General features: G+C 65.2%; 26 protein-coding genes. 16 read left to right on the top strand and 10 right to left on the bottom strand.

Features of this window, described 5'->3' with window-relative positions; all coding sequences use genetic code 11:
- The first annotated feature begins 18 nt into the window (after positions 1 to 18).
- From NTD82_RS08370 to NTD82_RS08335, 8 genes are all read left to right on the top strand, one after another.
- The gene (locus NTD82_RS08370; RefSeq protein WP_095154925.1) at positions 19 to 513 is read left to right on the top strand and encodes a DUF6231 family protein; all 495 of its coding nucleotides are present in this window, start codon (positions 19 to 21) and stop codon (positions 511 to 513) included.
- Positions 514 to 517: 4 nt separating this feature from the next.
- Positions 518 to 994, top strand: coding sequence for a YchJ family protein (locus NTD82_RS08365; RefSeq protein WP_262128397.1), 477 nt, complete (start codon positions 518 to 520; stop codon positions 992 to 994).
- A gap of 5 nt (positions 995 to 999) precedes the next feature.
- Positions 1,000 to 1,473, top strand: a complete 474-nt coding sequence (locus tag NTD82_RS08360; protein WP_095154923.1) for an LEA type 2 family protein — start codon at positions 1,000 to 1,002, stop codon at positions 1,471 to 1,473.
- 5 nt (positions 1,474 to 1,478) lie between these two features.
- Positions 1,479 to 1,682 carry an SEC-C metal-binding domain-containing protein gene (locus tag NTD82_RS08355; RefSeq protein WP_095154922.1) on the top strand — a complete coding sequence of 68 codons (204 nt, stop codon included), beginning with the start codon at positions 1,479 to 1,481 and terminating at the stop codon, positions 1,680 to 1,682.
- Positions 1,683 to 1,801: 119 nt separating this feature from the next.
- On the top strand, positions 1,802 to 2,443 hold the full coding sequence (locus NTD82_RS08350; RefSeq protein ID WP_095154921.1) for a glutathione binding-like protein: 642 nt from the start codon (positions 1,802 to 1,804) through the stop codon (positions 2,441 to 2,443).
- Positions 2,444 to 2,559: 116 nt separating this feature from the next.
- Entirely contained in the window at positions 2,560 to 4,992 is a 2,433-nt protein-coding gene (locus NTD82_RS08345) for a penicillin acylase family protein (RefSeq protein ID WP_262128393.1), read from the top strand.
- 132 nt (positions 4,993 to 5,124) lie between these two features.
- Positions 5,125 to 6,144, top strand: a complete 1,020-nt coding sequence (locus NTD82_RS08340; RefSeq protein ID WP_262128391.1) for a ligase-associated DNA damage response exonuclease — start codon at positions 5,125 to 5,127, stop codon at positions 6,142 to 6,144.
- A complete protein-coding gene (locus tag NTD82_RS08335; RefSeq protein ID WP_262128389.1) occupies positions 6,141 to 7,799 on the top strand; it encodes an ATP-dependent DNA ligase in 1,659 nt (552 codons plus the stop codon). The genes NTD82_RS08340 and NTD82_RS08335 overlap by 4 nt, the downstream gene beginning before the upstream one ends.
- Here NTD82_RS08335 and NTD82_RS08330 read toward each other — a convergent pair.
- Genes NTD82_RS08330 through NTD82_RS08300 form a run of 7 tightly spaced genes read right to left on the bottom strand, consistent with a single transcriptional unit; the run spans position 7,792 to position 16,039 of the window.
- A complete protein-coding gene (locus NTD82_RS08330; RefSeq protein WP_262128387.1) occupies positions 7,792 to 9,288 on the bottom strand; it encodes an MFS transporter in 1,497 nt (498 codons plus the stop codon). The genes NTD82_RS08335 and NTD82_RS08330 overlap by 8 nt on opposite strands.
- Positions 9,185 to 10,174 (bottom strand): prephenate dehydrogenase dimerization domain-containing protein, encoded by a 990-nt coding sequence (locus tag NTD82_RS08325; RefSeq protein WP_262128385.1) that lies wholly within the window; start codon positions 10,172 to 10,174, stop codon positions 9,185 to 9,187. The genes NTD82_RS08330 and NTD82_RS08325 overlap by 104 nt, the downstream gene beginning before the upstream one ends.
- Before the next feature lie 2 nt (positions 10,175 to 10,176).
- Positions 10,177 to 12,186: an aminodeoxychorismate synthase component I gene (gene pabB / locus NTD82_RS08320; protein ID WP_262128383.1), complete on the bottom strand. Its 2,010-nt coding sequence runs from the start codon at positions 12,184 to 12,186 to the stop codon at positions 10,177 to 10,179.
- Positions 12,187 to 12,189: 3 nt separating this feature from the next.
- Complete coding sequence (locus tag NTD82_RS08315) at positions 12,190 to 12,498, bottom strand: chorismate mutase (protein WP_095154914.1); 309 nt, start codon at positions 12,496 to 12,498, stop codon at positions 12,190 to 12,192.
- Positions 12,499 to 12,501: 3 nt separating this feature from the next.
- Positions 12,502 to 13,770 (bottom strand): aminotransferase class I/II-fold pyridoxal phosphate-dependent enzyme, encoded by a 1,269-nt coding sequence (locus NTD82_RS08310; RefSeq protein ID WP_262128381.1) that lies wholly within the window; start codon positions 13,768 to 13,770, stop codon positions 12,502 to 12,504.
- Positions 13,767 to 14,612 carry a N5-glutamine methyltransferase family protein gene (locus tag NTD82_RS08305; RefSeq protein WP_262128379.1) on the bottom strand — a complete coding sequence of 282 codons (846 nt, stop codon included), beginning with the start codon at positions 14,610 to 14,612 and terminating at the stop codon, positions 13,767 to 13,769. The genes NTD82_RS08310 and NTD82_RS08305 overlap by 4 nt, the downstream gene beginning before the upstream one ends.
- The gene (locus tag NTD82_RS08300; protein WP_262128377.1) at positions 14,609 to 16,039 is read right to left on the bottom strand and encodes an NAD(P)/FAD-dependent oxidoreductase; all 1,431 of its coding nucleotides are present in this window, start codon (positions 16,037 to 16,039) and stop codon (positions 14,609 to 14,611) included. The genes NTD82_RS08305 and NTD82_RS08300 overlap by 4 nt, the downstream gene beginning before the upstream one ends.
- A 539-nt stretch (positions 16,040 to 16,578) precedes the next feature.
- Here NTD82_RS08300 and NTD82_RS08295 point away from each other — a divergent pair.
- From NTD82_RS08295 to pdeM, 7 genes are read left to right on the top strand one after another with little or no spacing between them, the layout of a single operon-like run.
- Positions 16,579 to 17,361 carry a transporter substrate-binding domain-containing protein gene (locus NTD82_RS08295; protein WP_095154911.1) on the top strand — a complete coding sequence of 261 codons (783 nt, stop codon included), beginning with the start codon at positions 16,579 to 16,581 and terminating at the stop codon, positions 17,359 to 17,361.
- Positions 17,362 to 17,421: 60 nt separating this feature from the next.
- Positions 17,422 to 18,150, top strand: a complete 729-nt coding sequence (locus tag NTD82_RS08290) for an ABC transporter permease (RefSeq protein ID WP_095154910.1) — start codon at positions 17,422 to 17,424, stop codon at positions 18,148 to 18,150.
- Positions 18,147 to 18,857, top strand: coding sequence for an ABC transporter permease (locus NTD82_RS08285; protein WP_095154909.1), 711 nt, complete (start codon positions 18,147 to 18,149; stop codon positions 18,855 to 18,857). The genes NTD82_RS08290 and NTD82_RS08285 overlap by 4 nt, the downstream gene beginning before the upstream one ends.
- A gap of 8 nt (positions 18,858 to 18,865) precedes the next feature.
- On the top strand, positions 18,866 to 19,981 hold the full coding sequence (locus NTD82_RS08280) for a succinylglutamate desuccinylase/aspartoacylase family protein (protein ID WP_262128374.1): 1,116 nt from the start codon (positions 18,866 to 18,868) through the stop codon (positions 19,979 to 19,981).
- A 10-nt stretch (positions 19,982 to 19,991) separates the two neighbouring features.
- Positions 19,992 to 20,756: an ABC transporter ATP-binding protein gene (locus tag NTD82_RS08275; RefSeq protein ID WP_095154907.1), complete on the top strand. Its 765-nt coding sequence runs from the start codon at positions 19,992 to 19,994 to the stop codon at positions 20,754 to 20,756.
- A gap of 60 nt (positions 20,757 to 20,816) precedes the next feature.
- A complete protein-coding gene (locus NTD82_RS08270; RefSeq protein WP_262128372.1) occupies positions 20,817 to 23,300 on the top strand; it encodes a ligase-associated DNA damage response DEXH box helicase in 2,484 nt (827 codons plus the stop codon).
- Positions 23,284 to 23,943, top strand: coding sequence for a ligase-associated DNA damage response endonuclease PdeM (pdeM, locus tag NTD82_RS08265; RefSeq protein ID WP_262128370.1), 660 nt, complete (start codon positions 23,284 to 23,286; stop codon positions 23,941 to 23,943). Before NTD82_RS08270 ends, pdeM begins: the two co-directional genes overlap by 17 nt.
- 1 nt (position 23,944) lies before the next feature.
- On the opposite strand, the gene NTD82_RS08260 is transcribed toward pdeM, so the two are convergent.
- Both NTD82_RS08260 and dcd read right to left on the bottom strand, forming a co-directional pair.
- Entirely contained in the window at positions 23,945 to 24,166 is a 222-nt protein-coding gene (locus tag NTD82_RS08260; RefSeq protein ID WP_262128368.1) for a hypothetical protein, read from the bottom strand.
- A gap of 99 nt (positions 24,167 to 24,265) precedes the next feature.
- The gene (dcd, locus tag NTD82_RS08255) at positions 24,266 to 24,832 is read right to left on the bottom strand and encodes a dCTP deaminase (protein WP_262128366.1); all 567 of its coding nucleotides are present in this window, start codon (positions 24,830 to 24,832) and stop codon (positions 24,266 to 24,268) included.
- 345 nt (positions 24,833 to 25,177) lie between these two features.
- Here dcd and NTD82_RS08250 point away from each other — a divergent pair, with 345 nt between their 5' ends.
- Entirely contained in the window at positions 25,178 to 25,387 is a 210-nt protein-coding gene (locus tag NTD82_RS08250; RefSeq protein ID WP_010221054.1) for a cold-shock protein, read from the top strand.
- 107 nt (positions 25,388 to 25,494) lie between these two features.
- On the opposite strand, the gene apbC is transcribed toward NTD82_RS08250, so the two are convergent.
- Positions 25,495 to 26,589, bottom strand: a complete 1,095-nt coding sequence (gene apbC / locus NTD82_RS08245; RefSeq protein ID WP_262128363.1) for an iron-sulfur cluster carrier protein ApbC — start codon at positions 26,587 to 26,589, stop codon at positions 25,495 to 25,497.
- Positions 26,590 to 26,704: the final 115 nt, after the last annotated feature.

Raw genomic sequence — 26,704 nt, 5'->3', positions numbered from 1 at the left:
ATCAGATGAGGACCTTCGATGACCGAGAGCTTTTCTTCGCGCACGCCGCAACAGGCCCTGGCCGCGCTATTGGAACACCACGCCCCGCAACGCCTGTTGTTGGTGGGCACCCGCTTCCCCGCCCTGGAAGCCTTCGCCGCGGCGCACCCGCAGGCCAGCATCGACGTCGCCGCGCCCGGCCCGCTGCCAGCGGAACTGGCAGGCAAGCGCTACGACCTGGCGCTGCTGGTGGACTGCCTGGAGCACTTGCCCAAGCGCAATGGCCTTGAACTGGTGGGCGGCATCCGCAACCTCAACGCCAGCCGCATCGCCGTGCTGGCCGACCTCGCCGCCAGCGGCTGGGAAGACACTGATTTCTACTCGCTGGCACTGCAGGCCAACGAGCGTTTCCAGCGTGATGATCAGGTCCTCGGCCTGTTCAGCTACGATCTGCGTGACTATAAACAGGTACCCGACTGGCTCAACGCCAAGTTCTGGGCCAATCCGCAAAACTTCGGCAAGTACTGGTGGTGACGCGATGAGTGTTTCGGTTTGTCCCTGCGGCAGCGGCAACCTGGTGGATACCTGCTGCGGGCACTATCACGCCGGGCACCCGGCCCCGGACGCCCAGACGCTGATGCGTTCGCGCTACAGCGCCTATGTGCTGGGCCTGGTGGACTATCTGGTGAAAACTACCCTGCCGGTGCAACAGGCCGGCCTCGACCGCCCGGCCATCGCCGCCTGGAGTGCGCAAAGCACCTGGCTCGGGCTGGAGGTGGAATCGGCGGAGGTCTTCGGCGGGCAGCCCGAGCACGCCTTCGTCACCTTCACCGCGCGCTGGCATGACGCCGAGGGCGAACACAGCCACCGCGAGCGTTCGGCCTTCGTGCAGAACCAGGGCCACTGGTACTTCATCGACCCGACCGTCGGCCTCAAGGCCGGCCGCAACGACGCCTGCCCCTGCGCCAGCGGGCAGAAATTCAAGAAGTGCTGCTCCAGTTATGTAGGCGGATAGCGACCATGCGCCGTCTGGCCCGTCTGTCAGTGCTCATGCTCCTGCTGAGCCTGACAGGCTGCGCCAGTTGGCTGGACAGCGACTTCCGCGATCCCGAGGTGCATCTGATCAAGGTGGAAACGGTCAAGGCGCGGCTGATGCAGCAGCGCTTCATCCTTCACTTTCGTATCGACAACCCCAACGACAGCGCCTTGCAGGTTCGCGGCCTGAGCTACGCGGTACGGCTCAACGAGCTGTTGCTGGCCGAGGGCGACGACGGCCAGTGGCTGCGGATCGACGCCCACGGCCGGCGCACCGTCCAGGTCGAGGTGCGAACCAACCTCTGGCAGCACCTGAAACCGCTGGCGAAGATGCTGCGCACCCACCGACCGCTGCACTACCGCCTCGAAGGCACCCTGCGCACCGGATTATTCTTCACCCGCGACCTGCACTTGTCCCGCAGTGGTGAGATAATTCCCGGCGATTTTGTCCCGGAGTAACCCAGATGACCCAGCAACCCCACGTTCACGGCCCTGATTGCAATCATGATCACGACCATCACCACGATCACGACCACGGCCATGTGCACGGTCCGCACTGCAACCATGCGCCCCAGGAGCCGGTGCGCAACACGTTGAAAGATGTCGGCCGTAACGACCCTTGCCCCTGCGGCAGCGAGAAAAAATTCAAGAAGTGCCACGGCGCCTGAGTGTGACTTCCTGTAACAGCGGTCGCGCTTTGTGATATCCATAACGCCGACCGCTGCGCCCGAGCGCGGCAGAACGACGGCAGCATGCACCATGCTGCCGTTTCCTGATGGAGCGCCTCATGATCGATCTGTACTACTGGACCACCCCCAACGGCCACAAGATCAGCCTGTTTCTTGAGGAGACCGGCCTTCCGTACCGGATCCACCCGATCAACATCGGCAAAGGCGAGCAATTCGCCGCCGACTTCCTGAAGATTGCCCCCAACAACCGCATTCCGGCCATCGTCGACAACGACACTGCCGACGGCCAGCCCCTGTCGCTGTTCGAATCCGGGGCCATCCTGCTGTACCTCGCCGAAAAAACCGGCCAGTTCATTCCGCAAGACCTGCGCGGGCGCCAGGAAGCCCTGCAATGGCTGTTCTGGCAGATGGGCGGTCTCGGCCCGATGGCCGGGCAGAACCACCATTTCAACCGCTTCGCGCCGGAAAAGATCCCCTACGCCATCAAGCGCTATGTCGACGAGACCGCGCGCCTCTACGGCGTGCTGAACAAGCGCCTGGAAGACCGACCGTTCGTCGCCGGCGAGGCGTACAGCATTGCCGACATGGCGATCTACCCGTGGATCGTCCCGCACAAATGGCAGGGGCAGGATCTCGACAACTTCCCGGCCCTTAAAGGCTGGTTCGAGCGCATTCAGGCCCGTCCCGCCACCCAGCGCGCCTACGCCCTGGTGGAAAAGATCAACCCGCCGCAGCCATAAGCCCGCGTCACCGGCGCGGCGCTTTGCAAATAAAGCCCGCGCCCCCGCTTGCACGGGGCCATCGCGCTCACTAACGTAGCGCCTTTCAGCCGCCACCCCCTTGCAGGAGCCTTGCCATGGCCTCGCCAGCCTTTCCCCTTTCACGTCTTCGGTTCGGCGTCGCCGCGGCCGCACTCGGGCTGCTCAGCCTGGGTGGTTGCCAGATGGGCAACGTTCGCGACAGCGTGCCACCGACCGTCGGGGTCGAGCCGCTCAAGGGCCTGGCGCAGAACGTTTCGGTACGGCGCAATGCCCAGGGCATGCCGCTGATCGAAAGCAGCTCCTTCCATGACGCCCTGTTCAGCCTCGGCTACGTCCACGCCTCCGACCGCATCGGCCAGATGCTCGGCATGCGCCTGCTGGCCCAGGGTCGCCTTTCCGAGATGGCCGGCGCCGACGCGCTGGACATCGACCGTTTCATGCGCGCCACCAACCTCCGTCAGAGCGCCACCCAGCTCTATGCCGACGCCTCGCCGCGCCTGAAGCGCTTCTTCGAGGTCTATGCCCGCGGCGTCAACGCCTACCTGTTCCGCTATCGCGAAAAACTGCCGTCGCCGCTGGCCGGCTACCGCCCGGAGTACTGGAAAGCCGAAGACTCGGCGCTGGTCTTCGCCCTCTACAGCTTCAGCCAGTCGGTGAACCTGCAAGAAGAAATTGCCGCCCTGACCCTGGCGCAGAAAGTCGGTGCCGACAAACTGGCCTGGCTGCTGCCCAACTACCCGGACGAACCGCTGCCGGAGGCCGAGGCCGACAAGCTCAAGGGCCTGAACCTGGCCAGCCAGTTGACCGGCCTGGCGCCGGTGGCGGCGGTCAGCGCGCAACTCGCGGCGTTCAACGTGCTCGGCAATGCCAACTCGGCCAACTGGGCCCTCGGCCCACAGCGCAGCCGCAGCGGCCGCAGCCTGCTGGCCAGCGACAGCCAGGGCGGCTGGGTGCTGAGCCCGGTGCAGATCCGCACCACCAAGTACCAGGCCGCCGGCTTCACCCTGCCCGGCCTGCCCTTCGTGCTCGCCGGCTTCAACGGCAAGCTGGCCTGGAGCGGCAGCGCGGCCATGGGCGACAACCAGGACCTGTACCTGGAAAAACTGCGCCGCCAGGGCAGCCAGTTGCTCTATGAAGTGGACGGCCGCTGGCAGCCGGCGCGGGCGCGTAACGAAACCTTCTTCGTCAAGGGCCAGCGCCCGCAGCGCGAAGTGATCTACGAAACCGGCCACGGCGCTCTGCTCACCGGCGACAAGGGCGGCCTCGGCCTGGCGCTGCGCATGCCCGACCTCAAGGGCGACAAGAGCCTCGACGCGTTCTTCGACCTGTCGCGGGCGCAGAACGTCGAGCGCGCCTTCGACGCCAGCCGCGAGATCGGCGCCACGGCGCTGAACATGGTGTTCGCCGATGCCAGCAACATCGGCTGGCAAGTCACCGGCCGCTACCCCAACCGCCGCGAAGGCCAGGGCCTGCTGCCCTCGCCGGGCTGGGACAGCCGCTACGACTGGGACGGCTACGCCGACGCCATGCTCCATCCGTACGACCAGGACCCGCCGCAAGGCTGGATCGGCAACGCCAACCAGCGCAGCGCGCCGAAAGGCTACGGCATGCAGTTGTCCAATAGCTGGTCGTACCCGGAGCGCGCCGAGCGCCTCGCGCAACTGGCCGGCAACGGCAAGCACGACAGCCGCAGCGTGATCGCTATGCAGAACGATCAGACCACGCTGTTCGCCAACAAACTCAAGGCGATGTTCGAAGCGCCGGGCATGGCCCAGCCGCTGAAAAAGGCCATCGACAGCCTGCCCGCCGAGCAGAAGGCCCGCGCCCGCGAGGCTTATACCCGCCTGATGGCTTTCGATGGCCGCCTGAGCCAGACCTCCGCCGACGCCGCGGTGTACGAGCTGTTCCTCCAGGAAAGCACGCGGCTGACCTTCCTCGACGAACTCGGCCCGGAGTCGAGCCCGGCGTGGCAGGCGTTCGTCGCCAATGCGCGGCTGTCCTACTCGGCCCAAGCCGACCACCTGCTGGGTCGCGACGACAGTCCGTTCTGGGATGACCGCACGACCCCGGCGAAAGAAGACAAACCGACCATCCTCGCCCGCAGCCTGGCCGCGGCGATCAGTGCCGGTGAACAGCAACTCGGTGCCGACCGCAAGACCTGGCAGTGGGGCAAGCTGCACCAGTACCAATGGCCGACGGCCAACCTGCATGGTTTGGGCGACAACTTCAGCCGACGGGCGCAAGCGGTGGGCGGCGACCACAGCACCCTGAACCCGTCGACCTATGCCTGGGGCCAGGATTTCAAGGCCAGCCTCGGCCCGGCAGTACGCATGGTGGTGGACTTCGGCCAGGTCGAGCCGCTGCAATTGCTCACCAGCAGCGGCCAGTCCGGCAACCCGGCCAGCCCGCAGTTCGCCAACGGCCTGGATGCGTGGTTCCGCGGGCAGTACCAGAGCGTGCCGCTGCAGACGCAGAACTTTGAACGGGCGTATGGCAGCAAGCGCCTGACCTTGGTGCCAGGGAAGTAATTTATCGGCCTTGAGGGCCTTATCGCTGCGGTTCGGTCCCCCGACAAATCAGCGATAAGGCCCTCAAAAACACCGAACTTCCCCACCCAGTAACCGCTCTACCGATACAAGCCCTCCACCAGCAGCCCTGCCATGGACCTTGTCATCGCCCGCCCCGAAGGCCTCTACTGCCCGCCCGGTGATTTCTATATCGATCCCTGGCGCCCGGTGGAACGGGCGGTCATCACCCATGGCCACGGCGACCATGCCCGCACCGGCAATCACCATTACCTGTGCGCCGCCCCCGGCGCCGGGATCCTGCGAGCCCGCCTCGGCGCCGAGATCAATCTGCAAACCCTGCCCTACCACGAACGCCTGTCGCACCACGGCGTCACCCTCAGTTTCCACCCCGCCGGCCATGTCCTCGGCTCGGCCCAGGTACGCCTGGAATACCAAGGTGAAATCTGGGTCGCGTCGGGGGACTACAAGGTCGAGGCCGACGGCACCTGCGCGCCGTTCGAGCCGGTGCGCTGCCACACCTTCATCACCGAATCCACCTTCGGCCTGCCGATCTACCGCTGGCAACCGCAGGCCGAGGTGTTCAGCGAAATCAATGAGTGGTGGCGCGGCAACCAGACCCGCGGCAAGGCCAGCGTGTTGTTCTGCTACGCCTTCGGCAAGGCCCAGCGCATCCTCCACGGCATCGATGCCAGCCTCGGGCCGATCCTCGCCCACGGCTCGGTCGAACCGCTCAACCGGGTCTACCGCGAGGCCGGCATCCATGTGCCGCCAACGCAATACGCCGGCGACATCCCGCGCAATGACCCGCTGCTGCGCCAGGCCCTGATCATCGCCCCGCCCTCGGCCGGCGGCAGTACCTGGATGCGCCGTTTCGGCGATTACAGCGACGCCTTCGCCAGCGGCTGGATGCGCCTGCGCGGCACCCGACGGCGGCGCGGGGTCGATCGCGGCTTCGTGCTGTCCGACCACGCCGACTGGCCGGGGCTGCTCTGGGCCATCGCCGAAACGGGGGCGCAGCGGGTGATGGTCACCCATGGTTCGGTCGGTGTGCTGGTGCGCTATCTCAGCGAACAGGGCCTCGACGCCCGCCCCTTCGTCACCGAATACGGCGACGAAGACGACGCGTCGAACGTAGCGCAGGCGGAAGCATGAAAGCCTTCGCCGAACTGTACCTGCGCCTGGATGCCACCACGTCCAGCAACGCCAAGCTGCAAGCCCTGCAGGACTACTTCAACCAGGCACCGGCGCAAGATGCCGCCTGGGCGGTGTACTTTCTCGCCGGCGGTCGTCCCCGGCAATTGGTGCCCACTCGCCTGCTGCGCGACATCGCCACCCGCCTGGCGGCGCTGCCGGAGTGGCTGTTCGAAGAAAGCTACCAGGCCGTGGGCGACCTGGCCGAGACCTTCTCCCTGCTCTTGCCGGAGGTCGAACACAGCAGCGACGCGGGCCTGGCGCACTGGGTCGAAGACGAGCTGCTGCCGCTGCGCGGCCTGCCAGCGGAAACCCTGTCGCAACGCCTGCCGCAGCTCTGGGCGCAACTGGACCGCAACAGCCTGCTGGTGTGCCTGAAACTGATCACCGGCAGTTTCCGCGTTGGCGTGTCGAAGCTGCTGGTCACCCGCGCCCTGGCGCAACTGGCCGGCCTTGATGCCAAGCAAGTGGCTCAGCGTCTGGTCGGCTACACCGACCTCAGCCACCGCCCCACGGCGGACGACTACCGCGCGCTGGTCGCCGAAGCTTCCGCCGACGAGCACGCCCAACGCGGCGGCCAGCCCTATCCCTTCTTCCTCGCCCATGCTCTGCAACAGCCAGTCGAGCAGTTCGACGCCCTGCTCGGGCCGGTCAGCGACTGGCAGGCGGAATGGAAGTGGGACGGCATCCGCGCGCAACTGGTCAAGCGCGACGGCCAGTTGTGGATCTGGTCGCGGGGCGAAGAACTGGTCACCGAACGTTTTCCCGAGCTGCACGCGCTGGCCGAGCGCCTGCCCGACGGCACGGTGCTCGACGGCGAAATCGTGGTGTGGAAGCCGGATACCCGAACCGACGCCATCGCCGTCCAGCCCTTCGCCCTGTTGCAGCAACGGATCGGCCGCAAGACCCTCGGCAAGAAACTGCTGGCCGACGCGCCGGTGGCCCTGCTCGCCTACGACCTGCTGGAATGGCAGGGCGAAGACTGGCGCAGCCGCCCGCAGCATGAGCGCCGGCGCCAACTGGAAACCGTGGTCGAGCAGTGCCAGGACGCGGTGCTGCACCTGTCGCCCGTGCTCGCCGCCAGCGACTGGGCCGACCTCGCCCGCCAGCGCGAAAACGCCCGCGACCTCGGCGTCGAAGGCCTGATGCTCAAGGCGCGCGATGCCCTCTACGGCGTGGGCCGGACCAAGGACATGGGCGTGTGGTGGAAATGGAAGATCGACCCCTTCACCGTCGACGCCGTGCTGATCTACGCCCAGCGCGGCCACGGCCGCCGCGCCAGCCTCTACAGCGATTACACCTTCGCCGTCTGGGACGCCCCGCCCGGCACGCCGGAGCGCACCCTGGTGCCGTTCGCCAAAGCCTACTCCGGGCTCAGCGACGCCGAGATGCGCAGCGTCGACGCCATCATCCGCAAGACCACCCTCGAAACCTTCGGCCCGGTGCGCAGCGTCACCCCCAGCATGGTCTTCGAACTGGCCTTCGAAGGCATCGCCCTGTCCCGCCGCCACAAAAGCGGCATCGCCGTGCGCTTCCCGCGCATGGCCCGCTGGCGCCAGGACAAGCCGGTAGAAGAAGCGGATGACCTGGCGACATTGCAGGCGTTGCTCAGCTAGGCGAACGCAGGCAGCGCAGAGTCAGCAGCGCGAACGCCAGCACCGTCAGCGCCACCGCGGCACTGGTGAGCGATACACCTTCGCGGAACGCCGCATCCGCCGCCTGCAACAGCGCCGCCGCATGCTCGCCGCTGCTGACCGCGCGCGCGCCACCCAGGGTCGCCGCCGCGCGGGTCGCCTCGTCCGACAGCCCTTCGGGCAGCACCAATGACAACCGGTACAGCGCCGCGACCGCGCCACCGATCAGCGTCGTGCCCAGCACCACGCCCACCTCATAGGCCGTTTCGCTGACCGACGATGCACTGCCCGCACGCTCGGCGGGGACCGAACTCAACACGAGGTCATTGGAGACCGTGGTGATCGCCGCGACACTGATATTGAGCAGTACGAAGGCAACACAGACGCTGACCACACTGGCCTGAACCAGCGCCATCACCGCGAACGCCAGCGCCGCCAACAGCAGGCAGGCCGCCAGCAACCGGTTGGGCGCCACATTGCGCGCCAGCGGCACCACGGCCATGCCGGCGATGATCGCCAGCACCTGACCGGGCACCAGGATCAGGCTGGCGGCCAGCGGCGCCATGCCGAACACCAGTTGCAGCAGTTGCGTGGCGAAGAAGATGAAGCCGATCAGCAGCCCCAGGCTCACCAGGTTCACCGCGATGCACACGCTGAAGGTGCTGTTGCGGAACAGGCGCAGGTCCAGCAGCGGCTCTTCGAGTCGAAACTGCCGCCGCACGAACAACAGGCCCAAGCCCACACCGGCCACCAGCCAGAGCAGGGCCTGGACGTCGAGACCGGTGGTCGCGCCGTGCTTGAGCGCCAGCATTACGCCGGTCATGGCACCGAGGCTGAGCAGGATGCTGAGGTAATCCGTCGAGCCTCCGGATTGCCGTTGCGTTTCACTGAGCGACGGCGCCAGCACCAGGACCGGCAGCAAGAACGGCAAGGCCACGAGGAACACCGAAGGCCAGTCGAAAAACTGCAACAGCACACCGCCCAGCAACGGCCCCAGCGCCGAACCGATGGTCAGGCAGGTGGCCCAGACCGCCACGGCCACCCGCCGCTCTTCACGGTCGCTGAAGGCACTGCGGATCAGGGCCAGGGTCGCCGGCAAAATCATTGCTCCGAATACGCCCAGCAAGGCGCGCCCGGCAATCAACTGCCAGGCGTGCACCGACAGCGACAGCAGCAGCGACACCAGCGCGAACCCGCCGCACCCGATGAACAGCATGCGTCGATGACCGACCCGGTCACCGGTGCCGCCCATGGTCACCAAAAGACCGGCCAGCACCAGCGAATAGGCATCGATCATCCACAACTGGCCGGCGGCGGACGGATTGAGCGCCACGGCAATACGCGGCAAGGCGAAGTTGAGAATGGTGTTATCGATGGTGACCAGTAGAACGGGCAGCATGATCGCCAGCAACGCCAGTGCTTTCGTGCGGTTGCCGAGAATCGCGTACAGCGGGCTCGCTGCTTCTTGCATGGAGTGCTTCTCCCTGAGGTGTATTCAACAACGTGAAAATGCCGGCACACGCCTTGCCGTAGTGTTCGACCCCGACGCCGAGGTAGCGGCGCACGGCGTCCAGTTCGGCGCTGAAAAGCTCCGGCGTGTCCTGCCGGCAGAACTGATGCAGCAGGTCCAGCCCCTGGCCCAGTTGTTCGCGCTGGCGCGCCGCGTTGCAGTTGTGCTTCTGGATATCCCAGTAGGTCACGGGCTGGTTTTGCAGAATGCGGGCGGCGAGGCTCAGCAGGGTTTTCATCGGCGGCGGCGCCAGCGCCGCGATCAGCGCCGGATCGCACTCACTGTGTTGCAGGGCAACGGCAAACGCGAGGATCGCCGCATGGGGCAGCGTCTGGCAGACCGCCAGGGTGCGGTCATGCTCGTCGGGGGCCAGGCGGGTGACGAGCATGCCGCGCTCGACCAGCAGTTGCTCGAACCATTCACCCGCTTCGCTGCGCCCGCGCTCGCACAGCACCAGCGGCCGCCCCCGGCAATCGAGGGTCGGCGAAAACATCGGGTTCAGGCCCAGCGACGGTACATCACAAAACAGCCGGGAGGCGCGTAACTGGAACGGAGTCTGTACCGAACAGGTATTGACCAGTACCCGCAACGCAGGCATGGCACCGGCGTAACGCTCCAGCACCTGCAAAGCCGCCTCTTCCGGCAGAGCGATGATCAGCGTGGTGGCGGCCCGCAGCAGTTCCGGCGCCTGTTCGGGCAACAGCAGCGCGTCCATGACCCGCTGATCGAGGCCCGACGGTGCGGCCACCCGATCGATGATGATCGGCGCATGGCCGGCGTCCGCCAGCAGGCCCGCCATGAACTGGCCGACGCAGCCCGCGCCGCCAATGATCAGAATTTTTTCCATGTTCATCCCTTGATGCTGTGAAACGGAACGCTCGCCTTCACCAGTGTTTCCTCCATTTCGTCGACGGGGTCGGACGCCGCGACGATCGCCCCGCCGATACCGAAGGTGGCCATGCCGTCCTTCACCACCGCCGTGCGGATGACCACACTCAGTTCGGTGTAGCCGTCCACCCCGATCCAGCCCAGGGCGCCAGAGTAAACGCCACGGGCGGAAGCTTCGAGCCGGTCGATGATAGCCATCGTGCGCACTTTCGGCGCGCCGGTCATGGAGCCGCCCGGAAAGCACGCCTTGATGGCGGTAAACGCATCGACGCCCGCACGCAGTTGCCCCTGCACGGTGGACACCAGTTGGTGGACCGACGAATAGCTTTCAATCGAAAAAGCGTCCGGAACCTCGACCGAACCCGCCACGCAGATACCGTTGAGGTCATGGCGGACCAGGTCGACGATCATCAGGTTCTCGGCACGGTCCTTGGCTGATGCGGCCAGGTCGTCGCGCAGCGCCTGATCCGCCACGGGGCTGCTGCCACGCGGGCGGGTGCCCTTGATCGGCCGGGAGCGGATACGGCCAGTGGCATCGATTTTCAGGAAGGTCTCCGGCGACGCACTGAGGATCGCGAAGGTGCCGGTGTCGATATAGGCGCCATAAGGCACGGGACTGATAGCACGCATGCGCGTGTAGACCGCCAGCGGCGCATCCGGGCAGACCATGCGGGCGCGGTTGGTCAGGCAGATCTCGTATGACTCGCCTTCGGTGATTTGCGCCAGGCAGGCCCTGACTTTTTCCTGGTAGGCGGTCGAGCCGTCGGCGAGGTTCAACGCCGCCTCGGCCACCGGCCCCGGTGAAAATGCGGTGGCAGCGGCGCGGCTGACCGGCGGCACGGGCTTGAGCGACAGGCGCTCGCCCCAGAGGTGGCAGAGATAACCAACGCCAAGCTGATGATCGAACACGATCATGTTTTTCGGCAGGTACAACAGGCTGTCGGGCAGCGGCGACACGTGCAGGTTTTCAGCGCCATTGAGCGCCTTGAGTTCGTACCCCAGATAACCCGCCAGCCCGCCACGAAACGGAAACGGCGCCTGCGGCCAGCACTCGGGACGCAACGAGGCGGTGACCCCGGCCATCAGATCGAAGAAGTCACCCGCCAACGCGGTCTTCCCCGCCGGCCCTTCGATCGTCAGCAGCCGTTGCTCGACGTTATAGCTGAACACCAGCGCCGAATCGGGATCGCAGCTGCCCATCAGCGAATAGCGCGCCCTGCTGCGCTCGGCCCGCTCGCTGTCGAGCCAGAACGCCGCCACGCAGTCACCGAACTGGTGTTCGAAGGTGGCCAGCGGATCGGTGGCGGGGTCCATCAGCCGGTAGTCCGGAGCGAGCGTCGACGGGCCGCCCACCAGGCGCAAGGCATGAGCCACCTGTTTCTCGATAGCGCCTTTCTGGCACTGCCTCACCATGCGCAGGAAATTGCCGAAGAGCCGCTTGCCGTGCTGCGAGTCGATGGACTCCGGATGAAACTGCACGCCCCAGACCGGGCGCTGCCGATGGGCCAGCGCCATGACCAGCCCACACTCGGAACGGGCCGTCACCTCCAGTGATTCCGGCACTTCGGTGCACACCAGCGAGTGGTAGCGCACGGCGGTGAAGTCCTGCTCGATGCCTTCGAACAGGCCACTGCCCGCATGCCGGATCCGGGTCCTGTAACCGTGCACCGGCGCCGGTGCGTGCTCCACCTGCCCGCCGAAAAAGCAGTTGATGCCCTGATGCCCAAGGCACACGCCCAGCACCGGGAGACCGCCATGTTCCAGGACATCCCGGCACACCCCGAAATCCCCGGAGCGTCCGGGATGACCGGGGCCGGGCGACAGCACCACGGCCTCGTACCGATCCAGTTCCAGTTGCGCCAGGCTGTGGGTGTTGGGCACCACCACCGGGTGCTCGCCGCAGACCTCATACAGGTACTGGGCGATGTTGTTGGTGAAGGAGTCGAGGTTGTCGATGATCAGTATGCGCATCGTTCATCCCTCGTCCTTGGCGGCGCTGGCCATGACCCGCAGTTCTTCATCACAGGTTTCATCGATGATCAGACGGAACAGCCGGTCGACATAGTCCGGGCGCAATTGCCTCGCGCTGGACAGCGAGCGCACCAGCTCAAGCGTCGAGCTGATGCGCTGCGGTTGCATCATCGAAATGCCATGGGCTGATTTCAGCCTGGCGATGTTCCGGCAGAGCTGCATTCGCTCTGCCAGCAAATCGACCAGTTGCCCGTTGATCCTGTCCAGTTGCGCCCGGTGCGAGCCGAGCACTACAGCGGCATCGTTCGACATGGTTCATTCCTCCACGGCCTGTGCGTTCAGGTGCTGGTTGAGCTGCAGCGCCAGGGTGTCGATCTGGGCCGGGGTATGGGCGGCGGACACCGCGCAGCGCAGCATCGCCTTGCCGCTTTCGACGATGGGATAGAACACCGGAAACATCACCAGGCCCGCCGCCCTCAGGGCCCGGGCGGCAGTGACGCCCTGGCGCTCGCTGGCGAACAGGGCGCCGCGGATCGGCGCACACAGGTCGGCGTTCATCATCGGCTGTGCGACGCTTTCATCCAGCCGCCGGACGTTGCGCCACAGCCGCTGCTGCAACGCGTGGATGTCGGAAGACAGGTGAAGCTGCGCAGCCGCCACGTTCGCCGCCAGCATGGGCACCGCGATGCTGTGACCGAACACCAGCGGATTGGCCAGCGCCTGCAGTTGCCGGGCGTCGTAGCCGGGCCGCAGTACGATGAAGCCTCCCGCCCCGCCGAACGCCTTGCTCAGGGAGCCGGCAATCAGGGTGTTGGCCGGCAGCCGGTGGCCCAGGTTCTCGAAGGCGTAGCCGGCGCCATGGCGTCCGGTGATCGAAATGCCGTGGGCGTCATCGACGTACAGGTAGCCGCCGTGGGTGCGCAGCCGTTCGCTCAGCCGGGCCACCGGCAGCAGGCCGGACATCGAGCCCACGCCGTCGATCAGCAGGACCGGTGTCACGCCCTGTTGGTCGCAGCCACGCAGCACCTCTTCGACGGCGTCGATATCCGCGGTGTCGACCCGGCATACCGGGCCAAACTGCTCCAGCACCCCGCGCAAGACCTGCATCGAGGCGTGGGCGGTGCGATCCACCAGCCACATCACGCCCTTGTCGCGAACGGGATAGCCCTCCATCACCCCACTGCCCAGCAGCGGCAGGACGCCCAGATGGGCATTGCTGGTGGAGGTGAAGACCGTGACCGACGCCCCGTCGTAGATCTCTGACAGCAGTTGTTCCAGTTGGCGCAGGTACACCGGGCTCATCGCCCCGCGGCTGGCCGACAGGTGGATGCCGATCCGCTCCAGCGCCTCCCGGGCAGCCAGGACCAGCGCCGGGTGGCTCTCCAGCCCGAGATAGGAGCAGGAAACGAACTCGGTGCAGGTCGAGCCATCGGCCAGGGTCAGTTCCTTGCCCTTGCGCGCGACCACATCGAATCCGGTCAGGCCACCGGCGGCGGCCGTGCCCAGTGCATCGCTGGTTCGTTGATGGCGCAGCCCCATCCAGGTGTCGCCCTTGCCCGTGTTGTGCTTGCCGTATTGATTCATGCCCTTCTCCCTACGCTGAAAACGGAGGGTCCGGTCGCATCGCCGAAGTCATCGTCCACGCAATGACTGATCGACTGAAAGCCGTGCCTCCTCATTAAGGTTTCAACCTGCTCCACCTGGGCCTCGCCATGCTCGATGAGCAAGGCGCCCGCAGGCTTCAGCACGGTGCTGGCCAGCCGGGCCGAGGCCTCGATCAATTCAGCGCCCTCGTCCCGGGCGTAAATCGCGCCAGGCGGGTGATGACGACTCCACTCCGGTAGCAGGTCGGTGTGCGGTGCAACGTAAGGCGGGTTAGCGACGACCACATCGATCAGCCCGCGGTCGTGTTCGAAGGGGGCGGCCTGGGTGATGTCCGCCGCCATCAGGTTGAGGTGGCGCTCGGCACCGAGCCGGCCGATGTTGCGCTGCAGATAGGCCTGGGCGGTGGGATCAGATTCGACACAGGTCACCCTCGCGCCGCACGCCGACCAGATCGACAACCCCAGCGCTCCGACTCCGGCACACAGGTCATACACGCAGGATTGGGAATCCAGCCTCAGGTTGCGCTCGATCCAGCGCAGCATTGCCTGGCTCTGGCACCGGGGCACGAACGTCCCGCTGCCAACCATCAGGCGCAGGAAGCCGAAATCGGCGTAACCGAGTATGTGCCCCAGCGGAATGCGCGCGCAGCGCTCCGCCACATCGGCGCGAAACGCCTGCACCCGCTGCTCGTCGAAGCATTCGACGCCGTACAAGTGCTTCGCCACCAGCGCCGCCGTGTCGGCACCCGGATCCCATACCCCGGCGTCGGCCAGGGCACGCAATGCCGCCGCGCGGTGCCCTGCGATCCATGCCGCGGTCATGACCACGCCTCGTAGTAACGGGCCAGTCTCTGGAACATCGAGGGGTACAGCCAGGAGAAGGCAATCAGCTCCGGCGGCGGCGTGAAGCTCGGGTGCAGTGCCTCGACCAGCCGGGTGTAGTTCTCGTTCATGCCGCGATCCAGCAGCGGCATCCAGTAGGGCTTGATATCCCAGCGGTATTCGTAACCGGTGGCGAACATCTGCCGCACCGTTTCGGTGAGGGTGTCAGCCCGCGACGCGACCTGCAGCGGCGCCCGCAACGGGGTGAAGGCCGACAGGTCGAGCTTGTTGTCGCGGCCCTCGATCTGGTCCGCGACCCAGGCCGCCAACAATGGCGACTGGTGCAAACCGTCGCGGTAGGTACCAGTGACCATCCACAGGCCGTCGTATCCGCACGGCCCTATCAACGGGAATCCATCGGCGGCGATCGGCCGGTTGCCCACCTGGATATCCACGATTTCCGCGTCATGAAGGTCGAGGTTGAGCTGGTCTACAGCGCAGTCGAGGAGGAACTGCACGTCGGAAACCAGGGCCTGGCTGCGCGGTTGTTCCGCGAGGATATTGGTCGCGCCGAGGTAGAGCAGGTCATCGCCCCGGGGCAGACAGTGCAAGCCACAGGCAAAGGCGCGATTGGGCGTACGGATCACGGTTTCAGGCAGTTTTTGGCCGGCCTTGGGCCGCAACAGCAGCGACACGCCATAGCCGGCGAACAGCGGCGGAATCTTGCGTCCCACGTCCTCCAGTTCGTCGAACAGGTCCAGTGACTGCACGCCCGCCGCCACCACCACGTGTTTTCCCGCGATAGAGCGGCCGTCGTCCAGCATCACGCCGGTGGCGACGGCACCTTCCACGAGGATCTGGCGGGCCGTTGCATCGATGATCGTGCCGCCGGTTCCCAGTAATGCTGTATCAAGTTTCTCCAGCAGCAGGTGGGGATCGATTGCGTTTTCATCCGGAATGAACAGCGCGCGCATCGGCCTGACCAGATCATTGGCCTTGATCCATTCAAGTTCATCCGGCGCCACCGAAGTATGCAATACCTGAAAATCACGCAGGCTCTGTTCAATGGCGGCGTAGTTGGCACTGTCAACTTCCGCCATGCCCGCGGAGTTTAGAATTACATGCGTTCCGCAGGCGGCCAGTAATCCCTTGTTATTGCTGCTGGCCGTTGCAAGGCGCTCTTCCCAGTCGGCCCACAGACTTTTCGCTTGTATATCCATGACCAACTTCAGGCGACCAGGCTCCGAAGACAACAGTGTCCTGGTCACCTCACCGAAACAGCCATTCATCGCCCCCGCAGCCCGGGACGCCGCATTGCGCCGGGCGGTCTCGCCCACGCGGCAGACCGAGAGCCCGCGGCTGGCCAGTTCGAATGCAATGGAGCCACCAATCGCCCCACTCCCGACTACAACAACGTCGTACACCATGGTCATCTCCAACATTAATTTCAAAGAATAAAGTCAGATCCGCCAGTGTTCAGGCAGGCAACAGCCGCAGCCGGGAGGCACATTCACATCGGCCTTATGGCCTCTCGCACACATAATAAAAACACTGCAAGCCTGGGCAGCACACTTCACAGGGGACCTTAAGAGACTCTGTGCTGACCGACAATAAACAATCGGTTCGAGCATGAACTTTGGGAGATGACCGTCGCCCGTTTCGTACACGATATAAACAGTTCAAACATGCAGACTGTTTTAGTTAGTCACGTGAGACCCGGCCACGCCGTGCTGCAAGACAGTGCACTGAGCGGATCGAACTGTGCGAGGCACGCACTGTAAAAACGCACACCGCCGCCAAACCGCTTTCCCCGCACGACAGGCACCGCCCGAGGTGCCCGGATAAAGCCTCCAGGACAAGGTATCCGTCAGAGTGGTGCAAAACTTGCTATCACTGTGATGTCGGGCCGCGACCGGTAACGGTGCACGGCCACCCCAATATTTCGCCGCTTCTCAAGGACTACACGATGAAAAAAGCATGGCTGACGCTTTCCGCTGTTGCTCTGTGTCTGGCTGCCGGCAACGCCCTGGCCAAGGAGTACAAGGAGCTGCGTTTTGGCGTCGATCCTTCCTATGCGCCGTTTGAGTCCAAAGCCGCCGATGGCTCGCTGGTGGGCTTCGATATCGATCTGGGCAACGCGATCTGCAAGGAACTGAAGGTCACCTGCAAGTGGGTGGAAAGCGATTTCGACGGGATGATCCCGGGCCTCAAGGCCAACAAGTTTGATGGCGTGATTTCGTCCATGACCGTGACGCCAGCGCGGCAGAAGGTCATCGACTTCTCGGAAGAGCTGTTCTCCGGCCCTACCTCCTTCGTCTTCAAGAAAGGTTCGGGCCTGAGCGCCGACATCGCTTCGCTCAAGGGCAAGACCGTCGGCTACGAGCAGGGCACCATTCAGGAAGCCTACGCCAAGGCCGTGCTGGACAAGGCCGGGGTCAAGACCCAGGCCTACCAGAACCAGGACCAGGTCTATTCCGACCTGATCTCAGGCCGCCTGGATGCCTCGATCCAGGACATGCTGCAAGCCGAACTGGGCTTCCTGAAGTCGCCGCAAGGCGCCAACTATGAAGTGAGCCAGCCGGTGGACAGCGAACTGCTGCCGTCGAAAACCGCAGTCGGTATCCGCAAAGGTAACAAAGACCTGCAGGACCTCCTGAACAAAGGTATCAAAGCGTTACACGCCGACGGCACCTACGCCGAGATCCAGAAGAAGCACTTCGGTGAACTGAACCTCTACAGCGGCAAATAACCGCCAACCGGTGCCCATCCCACGGATGGGCATCTTTTTTTCACCCCAAGGGTTCGCTTCATGTTCGACGATCTGCTTGCGCTGCTCGGGCTTTCGGCGTTCAGCCTGAAGGGCTTCGGCCCACTGTTGTGGCAGGGCACCTGGATGACCCTGAAACTGTCTTTCATGTCGCTGCTGGTCGCCGTCGGCCTGGGATTGCTCGGCGCCAGCGCCAAGCTCTCGGCACTGCGCATGCTGCGCCTCCCCGCCCAGCTCTACACCACGCTGATCCGCGGCGTGCCTGACCTGGTGCTGATGCTGCTGATTTTCTACAGCCTGCAAACCTGGCTCACCAGCCTCACCGACTACCTGGAATGGGAATACATCGAGATCGACCCGTTCGCCGCCGGGGTCATCACCCTGGGCTTCATCTACGGCGCCTATTTCACCGAGACCTTTCGCGGCGCGATCCTTGCCGTGCCCCGCGGCCAGGTCGAGGCGGCCACGGCCTATGGGCTCAAGCGCATGCAACGCTTTCGCTTCGTGGTCTTCCCGCAAATGATGCGCTTCGCCCTACCGGGCATCGGCAACAACTGGATGGTGATGCTCAAGGCCACCGCGCTGGTGTCGATCATCGGCCTCGCCGATCTGGTCAAGGCCGCGCAGGACGCCGGCAAAAGCACCTATCAACTGTTCTTTTTCCTGATCGTGGCGGCGCTCATCTACCTGTTGATCACCAGTGCCTCGAACATCGCCCTGCGCTGGCTGGAACGGCGCTATAACGTCGGCACCCGGGAGGCCCTGCGATGATCGAACTGCTACAGGAATACTGGCGCGCCTTCCTCTACACCGACGGCACCCACATCACCGGCCTGGCCATGACCATGTGGCTGCTCAGCGCCTCGCTGGCAATCGGTTTCCTGGTCTCGATCCCGCTGTCGATCGCCCGGGTTTCGCGGCGTTTCTGGGTACGCTGGCCGGTGCAGTTCTACACCTACCTGTTCCGCGGAACGCCGCTGTATATCCAGTTGCTGATTTGCTACACCGGCATCTACAGCCTCGCCGCCGTGCGCGAACAGCCGCTGCTGGATGCGTTTTTTCGCGATGCGATGAACTGCACCATCCTCGCCTTCGCCCTCAACACCTGCGCCTACACCACGGAAATCTTCGCCGGAGCGATCCGCGGGATGAACCATGGCGAAATCGAGGCCGCCCGCGCCTACGGCCTGCAAGGCTGGAAACTCTATGCTTACATCATCATGCCGTCCGCATTGCGGCGCTCGCTGCCGTTCTACAGCAATGAGGTGATCCTGATGCTGCACTCGACCACCGTGGCCTTCACCGCCACCGTGCCCGATATCCTCAAAGTGGCCCGGGATGCCAACTCGGCCACCTTCCTGACGTTCCAGTCGTTCGGCACCGCGGCAATCATCTATCTGTGCGTCACCTTCGCCCTGGTCGGTCTGTTCCGCCTCGCCGAGCGGCGTTGGCTGGCCTTCCTCGGCCCCGCTCACTAGGACTTTTCATGCACCACAAGACCCACGACCTTCTGGCCCCGGTCCCCGGCATTTCCCGCCAGATCCACAGTTTCCACTTCGGCCCGCGGGCCGGCGGCAAGATCTACATCCAGGCCTCGCTGCACGCCGACGAACTGCCCGGCATGCTGGTGGCCTGGCACCTCAAGCAACGCCTCGCCGAACTGGAAAGCCAGGGACGCCTGCGCCAGGAAATCGTCCTGGTGCCGGTGGCCAATCCGGTGGGCCTCGAGCAGGTGTTGATGGACGTACCGCTGGGCCGCTACGAGTTGCAGAGCGGCGAGAATTTCAACCGGCGCTTCGTCGACCTGTCCGACCTGGTCGGCGACCAGATCGAAGGCCACCTGAACCAGGACCCGCAACACAACGTCGAGCTGATCCGCGAGAGCCTGCGCCGTGCCTTGGCCGGGCACCCGGCGCACACGCCGCTGCAATCCCAGCGCCTGACCCTGCAACGGCTGGCCTGCGATGCCGACATGGTGCTCGACCTGCACTGCGATTTCGAAGCCGTGAAACACCTCTACACCACGCCGGAAGCCTGGGCGCAGGTCGAGCCGCTGTCGCGCTACCTCGGGGTGCAGGCCAGCCTGCTGGCCACCGACTCCGGCGGGCAGTCGTTCGATGAGTGCTTCACCCTGGTCTGGTGGCAGTTGCAGCAGCGGTTCGGCAAGCACTTCCCGATTCCGATGGGCAGCTTCTCGGTCACCGTCGAACTGCGCGGCCAAGGCGACGTCAGTCATCCGCTGGCCCAGGCCGACTGCCAGGCCATCCTCGATTACCTGACCCACTTCGGCGCCATCGACGGCGAGCCGGCGCCGCTGCCGCCGCTGCTGTATCCGGCCACGCCGCTGGCCGGTGTCGAGCCGGTCGCCACGCCGCTGGGCGGGTTGCTGGTGTTTCATGTCAGCCCCGGCCAATACCTGGAAGCCGGACAACGGGTGGCCGAGGTCATCGACCCGCTCAGTGACCGCGTGACCCCGGTGCATAACGTCCAGCCGGGCCTGCTCTACGCCCGTTCGCTGCGGCGCATGGCCACCGCCGGGATGGTCATCGCCCACGTCGCCGGCCGCGAGGCTTACCGAAGCGGTTATCTGCTGTCGCCATGAGGGCTTGTGCGTGTACAAACTGACCATCGAAGACCTTCACAAGAGCTACGGCGACCACAAGGTGCTCAAGGGCGTCTCGCTCAAGGCGAACACCGGCGACGTCATCAGCCTGATCGGCGCCAGCGGCTCGGGCAAAAGCACCTTCCTGCGCTGCATCAACTTCCTCGAACAGCCCGACGACGGGCGCATGACCCTGGACGGCAAGGACATCCGCATGGTCCATGACCGCCATGGCCTGCACGTCGCCGACGCCGACGAGTTGCAGCGCCTGCGCACGCGGCTGGCCATGGTTTTCCAGCACTTCAACCTGTGGAGCCACCTCAGCGTGCTGGAGAACATCTGCATGGCGCCACGCCGCGTGCTGGGCGTGAGCAAGCACGACGCCGAAGAACGCGCCCGCCGCTACCTGGACAAGGTCGGCCTGGCGCCGCGAGTCGCCGACCAGTACCCGGCGTTTCTGTCCGGCGGCCAGCAGCAACGGGTGGCCATCGCCCGCGCGCTGGCGATGGAGCCAGAAGTGTTGCTGTTCGACGAACCGACCTCGGCCCTCGACCCGGAACTGGTGGGCGAAGTACTGCGGGTGATCCAGGGCCTGGCCGAAGAAGGCCGGACCATGATCATGGTCACCCACGAAATGGCCTTCGCCCGCCAGGTCTCCAGCCAGGTGATGTTCCTCCACCAGGGGCTGGTGGAAGAACAGGGCACGCCGGCCGATGTGCTCGGCCAGCCGAAGAGCGAGCGCTTGCAGCAATTCCTGCGGGGCAATCTGAAATAAAACCAATGCGTCCGGCCGATGGTCTGTGAAGACACAGCCCTCATCGAGCCGGACGCGCCCATGCCAGTCAGCCCCAACCTCGCCGATGCCTGGTTCGCCGCCCGTGGCTGGACGCCGTTCGCCTTTCAGCGGCAGGTCTGGGCGGCGGTGGGCCGCGGCGAATCCGGCTTGCTGCACGCCAGCACCGGCGCGGGCAAGACCTACGCGGTGTGGCTGGCCGCGTTGCGCGCCTTCGCCGGCAAACCCGTCGTCAACGCCAAACGCCCGCAGCCCGCGCCCTTGCAGGTGCTGTGGATCACGCCGATGCGCGCCCTCGCCGCCGACACCGCCCGCGCCCTGCAAGCACCGCTGGACGAGCTGGACCTGCCGTGGAGCATCGGCGTGCGCAGCGGCGACACCGGCAGCGCCGAACGCGCCCGCCAGGCCCGGCGCCTGCCGAGCGCGCTGATCACCACCCCGGAAAGCCTGACCCTGTTGCTGACCCGCGCCCAGGCCGAAGACGACTTCGCCAGCCTGCGCATGGTGGTGGTCGACGAGTGGCACGAATTGCTCGGCAACAAGCGCGGCGTGCAACTGCAACTGGCCCTCGCCCGCCTGCGTCGATGGCACCCGCAGTTGGTGGTGTGGGGGCTGTCGGCGACCCTCGGCAATCTTCCCCACGCCCTTGACGTGCTGGTGCCGGAAAACGGCCGGCTGATCGAAGGTCGCCAAGACAAACGCCTGCTGGTGGACAGCTTGCTGCCCGCCGCCATCGAGCGTTTTCCCTGGGCCGGGCACATGGGCTTGAACCTGGTCGAGCCGGTCTGCCGGGAAATCGATGACTGCCACAGTTGCCTGGTCTTCACCAACACCCGCGCCCAGGCCGAACGCTGGTATCAGGCGCTGCTGGAAGCCCGTCCGCAGTGGGCCGGACTGATCGCCCTGCACCACGCCTCGCTGGCCCGCGGCACTCGCGAGTGGGTCGAGCGCAGTCTCAAGGAGGGCGGGCTGAAGGCGGTGGTGTGCACCTCGAGTCTGGACCTCGGCGTGGACTTCCTGCCGGTGGAGCGGGTCCTGCAGATTGGCTCGGCCAAAGGCGTGGCACGGCTGATGCAGCGCGCAGGTCGCTCCGGGCACGCGCCGGGGCGGGCGTCGCGCATCACCCTGGTGCCAACCCACAGCCTGGAACTGGTGGAAGCCGCCGCCGCGCGCCAGGCCTTGGCGGCCGGGCATATCGAGGCGCGGCAATCGCCGCGGCTGTGCCTGGACGTGCTGGTGCAGCATCTGGTGAGCATGGCGCTGGGCGCGGGCTTCAGGCCGCTGGAGTTGCTGGAGGAAGTGCGCACGACCTTCGCCTTTCGCGACCTGCGCGACAGCCAGTGGCAATGGGCGCTGGATTTCGTCCGGCATGGCGGCAGTTCCCTCAGCGCCTATCCCGATTACCAGCGGGTCGAGGCCCATGCCGACGGTATCTGGCGGGTTGCCAGCGAGCGGCTGGCCCGACGGCATCGCATGGGCATCGGCACCATCGTCAGCGACGCAAGTATTCAGTTGAAGTTCTGGAGCAAGGGCGGCGGCGGCACCAACCTCGGCAGCGTCGAAGAAGCCTTTATCGCCCGTCTGCGGCCCAACGACGCCTTTGTCTTCGCCGGGCGGGTGTTGGAGCTGGTGCGGGTCGAGAACATGACCGCCTATGTGCGGCGCAGCACCGCGCGCAAGGCCGCACTGGCGCGCTGGAATGGCGGGCGCATGCCGCTTTCCAGCGAACTGGCCGACGCCTTGGTGGAGCAGCTTGATGCCGCCGCCAAGGGGCAATTCAGCGGCGCGGAAATGCAGGCCGTGCGCCCGCTGCTGGAATTGCAGGCCGCCTGGTCGGCGCTACCGACGCAAAGCAGCCTGCTCGCGGAAACCTGGCACTCGCGGCAGGGCTGGCACCTGTTTCTGTATCCCTTCGCCGGGCGCATGGCCAACCTCGGGCTGGCCAGCCTGATCGCCTGGCGGGCGAGTCGCGAGCAGCCGTTGAGTGTGTCCATCGCGGTCAACGATTACGGCTTCGAACTGCTCAGCCCGACCGCCGTGGACTGGGCCAGCATCCTGCCGGCAGCACTGAGCGCCGACAACCTGCTCGAAGACGTGCTCGCCAGCCTCAACGCCGGGGAAATGGCCCAGCGGCGTTTTCGCGAGATCGCACAGATATCCGGGCTGGTGTTCGGCGGCTACCCCGCCGCGCAGAAAAGCACCCGGCAGATCCAGGCCTCCAGCGGGCTGTTTTTCGAAGTGTTCCGCCGTCACGACGCTGACAACCTGCTGCTGGGCCAGGCACGGGATGAAGTGTTGCGCGAGGAACTGGAAATCGAGCGGCTGCATCGCCAGTTGCTGAAGATGAGCGGCCAGCGCCTGGACCTGCACGCGCTGCGCCGGCCGGGGCCGTTGGCCTTCGCGCTGGTGGTCGAGGGCATGCGCGAGACCATGAGCACGGAAAAGCTCGCCGACCGCATCGCACGGATGGTCGCCGATCTGGAAAAAGCTGCGGACGGGGGGCGCCGGAATGCACGAGCACTGTGAAATCGAACTGTGCGGCGAGCGTCTGTGGCTGCTCGCCGACCGCGCCCTGTATTGGCCTGCACGCAAGGCGCTGCTGCTGGCCGACGTGCATATCGGCAAGGCCGCCAGCTACCGCGCCCAGCATCAGCCGGTGCCGCGTGGCACCACCGCCGCAACCTTGCAGCGGCTGGACGCCCTGCTGGAACGCTATCCGAGCGAGCAACTGGTGGTGCTGGGGGACTTCATCCATGCCCGCCAAGGGCGCGCGCCGGCAACCCTGGCGTTATTGCAGGCCTGGCGTGAACGCCACCCCGCGTTGCAAATCCGCCTGATTCGCGGCAATCACGACCGGCATGCCGGCGATCCGCCGCCTAGCCTGGGCATCGAGATGCTGGACGAACCCTGGTTGCTGGAGCCCTTCGCCTTGCAGCACGACCCCGTGGCCCACCCGACCCATCCGGTGCTGTGCGGGCATGTGCATCCGGTCTGCGTACTGCATGGCAAGGCACGGCAAAGGCTGCGCCTGCCGTGCTTCGTGATCGACGAGCAAGTGAGCCTGCTGCCGGCGTTCGGCGAATTTACCGGCGGTTGGCGGGTGACCCCGGCCACACCGGCCAGGATATTCCTGGCGGGCGCCGGCCGGGTCTGGCCGCTGGCGCGCTGAATCAGGCTACCGGAGCGGGCGGCGGTTCATCGGGAAGGGTGGGTTCGCCGGGTTCCATTGGTGGGTTTTCACCGGGTTGCGGGGTGTCCGGGTCGGGCTGGCCGGGAACACCGCCAGCGTGCATCGCCGGATGCGGATGGGCCAGCAGTGACCATACCGGCAGCCCGATGTGGTTGGGCTGCAGCACGGCCAGCTTGGCGCTGATTGCGGGATCGAGTTTCATTGGCTGCTCCTGACGAGGTCCGGCGCACGTCATGCGCGCCGGGACGGTTCATCTTCTTGGAGTGCCACAAGGCGGCGGAATTCCCACCAGTTCGTCGGTTCAGGTACGCGGCAGGGTGACGCCGCGCTGGCCTTGGTATTTACCGCCACGGTCCTTGTAGGAGACTTCACATTCCTCGTCGGACTCCAGGAACAGCATTTGCGCCACGCCTTCGTTGGCGTAGATCTTCGCCGGCAGCGTGGTGGTGTTGGAGAATTCCAGGGTCACGTGGCCTTCCCATTCCGGTTCCAGCGGCGTGACGTTGACGATGATGCCGCAACGGGCGTAGGTGCTCTTGCCCAGGCAGATGGTCAGCACGTTGCGCGGAATGCGTAAGTACTCGACGGTGCGGGCCAGGGCGAAGGAGTTCGGCGGGATGATGCAGACGTCGCTCTTGACGTCGACGAAGCTGCCGGCGTCGAAGTTCTTCGGATCGACGGTGGCCGAATTGATGTTGGTGAACACCTTGAATTCATCGGCGCAGCGCACGTCGTAGCCGTAGCTGGAGACACCGAAGGAGATCAGCTTGTCGTTGCCGTCATTGCGCACCTGGCGCTCGACGAACGGCTCGATCATGCCGTGTTCCTGCGCCATGCGGCGAATCCACTTGTCCGATTTGATGCTCATGGCGGGGTGTCCTGAAGTAGCGTGGTGAAAAAGGTGAGCGGCATCTTACCGGGACGAGCGCCCGCTTCAAAGAATTAGCCTGCATCCGGCCGTCGATCCGTTAGTGGCGAATGGCTACAGGCCGCAAATGACGCCGTCAGTCATGAATTGCGCAAAAGCCGCGCAAGACCATTGGCACCTCGAAGAAAAACCGGTAAGGTGCCGACACTGTGCTGCACGCTGTCACTGAGAATCTCTACTCGATGCAAGATCTCGATCAACCATCCATGAATTTTCTGTCTTTTTGCACTCAGTCTCGGCCAGGGCGTTCCTGAGCCGGAAAACTTTTGTCCAAGGAGACAGACCATGTCCAATCGCCAAACCGGTACCGTTAAGTGGTTCAACGATGAAAAAGGCTTCGGCTTCATCACCCCACAATCCGGTGACGACCTGTTCGTACACTTCAAAGCCATCAAGGCTGACGGCTTCAAGAGCCTGAAAGAAGGCCAAGCGGTCTCTTTCATCGCTACCCGCGGTCAGAAAGGCATGCAAGCTGAAGAAGTTGAAGTTATCTAACTTCTGCTTCATCGCTTGAAAAAACCCCGCTCTCGAGCGGGGTTTTTTTATGGGCGATCGGTTCTTGCAGGCCCGCCGCGCAACAGCGCAGCGGGCCGGGCCAGCACTCAGTCGTCGCTGACAGTGATATTCGGCATCGCCGGGGCGGCCGCTTCCTGCAACACCAGGCTCGCACCCACCGAGCGGGCCAGTTCCTGATAGACCATGGCGATCTGGCTTTCCGGCTCGGCGATCGCGGTCGGCTTGCCGTTATCGGCCTGCTCGCGGATCAGCATCGACAGCGGCAGCGAAGCCAGCAGTTCGACACCGTACTGCGACGCCAGCTTCTCGCCGCCGCCTTCGCCGAACAGGTGCTCGGCATGACCGCAGTTCGAGCAGATGTGCACGGCCATGTTTTCCACCACACCCAGCACTGGAATGTTGACCTTGCGGAACATTTCCACGCCCTTCTTCGCATCGAGCAAGGCCAGGTCCTGCGGCGTGGTGACGATCACGGAGCCTGCGACCGGCACCTTCTGCGCCAGGGTCAACTGGATGTCGCCAGTGCCCGGCGGCATGTCGATCACCAGGTAGTCGAGGTTGTCCCAAGCGGTCTGGGTCACCAGTTGCAGCAGCGCGCCGGACACCATCGGGCCGCGCCACACCATCGGCGTGTTGTCGTCGGTGAGGAAGGCCATCGACATGACCTCGACCCCATGAGCCTGCAACGGCACGAACCACTTCTGGTCCTTGACCTGCGGCCGCGTGCCTTCGGCAATGCCGAACATCACGCCCTGGCTCGGGCCATAGATGTCCGCGTCGAGAATGCCCACCCGGGCGCCTTCACGGGCCAGCGCCAGCGCCAGGTTGGCGGCGGTGGTGGACTTGCCGACACCGCCCTTGCCCGAGGCCACGGCGATGATGTTCTTGACGTTGGCCAGCCCCGGAATCTGTGCCTGGGCCTTGTGCGGCTCGATCACGCAATCGATGCTCACCTTCGCCGCGCTCACGCCGTCCAGCCCTTCGATCGCGGTCTGGAGCACCTGGGCCCAGCCGTTCTTGAACAGGCCAGCGGCATAGCCGAGTTGCATCTGCACGCTGACGCGGCCGTCCTCGATCTCGATGGCGCGGACGCTGCCGGCGCTGACGGGATCCTGGTTCAGGTATGGGTCGGTGTATTGACGAAGGACGGCTTCAACCGCTGCGCGAGTGACGGCGCTCATGGAGACTCCCGATAAAAAGACTGAGTAAAACAGGCCGCTATGCTAACCCGCGAGCCACCGCCGGGACGTCCACAGGGTGAAATATATTTCCCGGCGCTTTATAGTGGCCGATCAC

The sequence above is a fragment of the Pseudomonas sp. 5P_5.1_Bac1 genome, assembly GCF_025466015.1.
GTDB lineage: Bacteria > Pseudomonadota > Gammaproteobacteria > Pseudomonadales > Pseudomonadaceae > Aquipseudomonas.
Note: the sequence above shows the minus strand (reverse complement) of the source record. Positions and strands in the feature narration are given on the sequence as shown.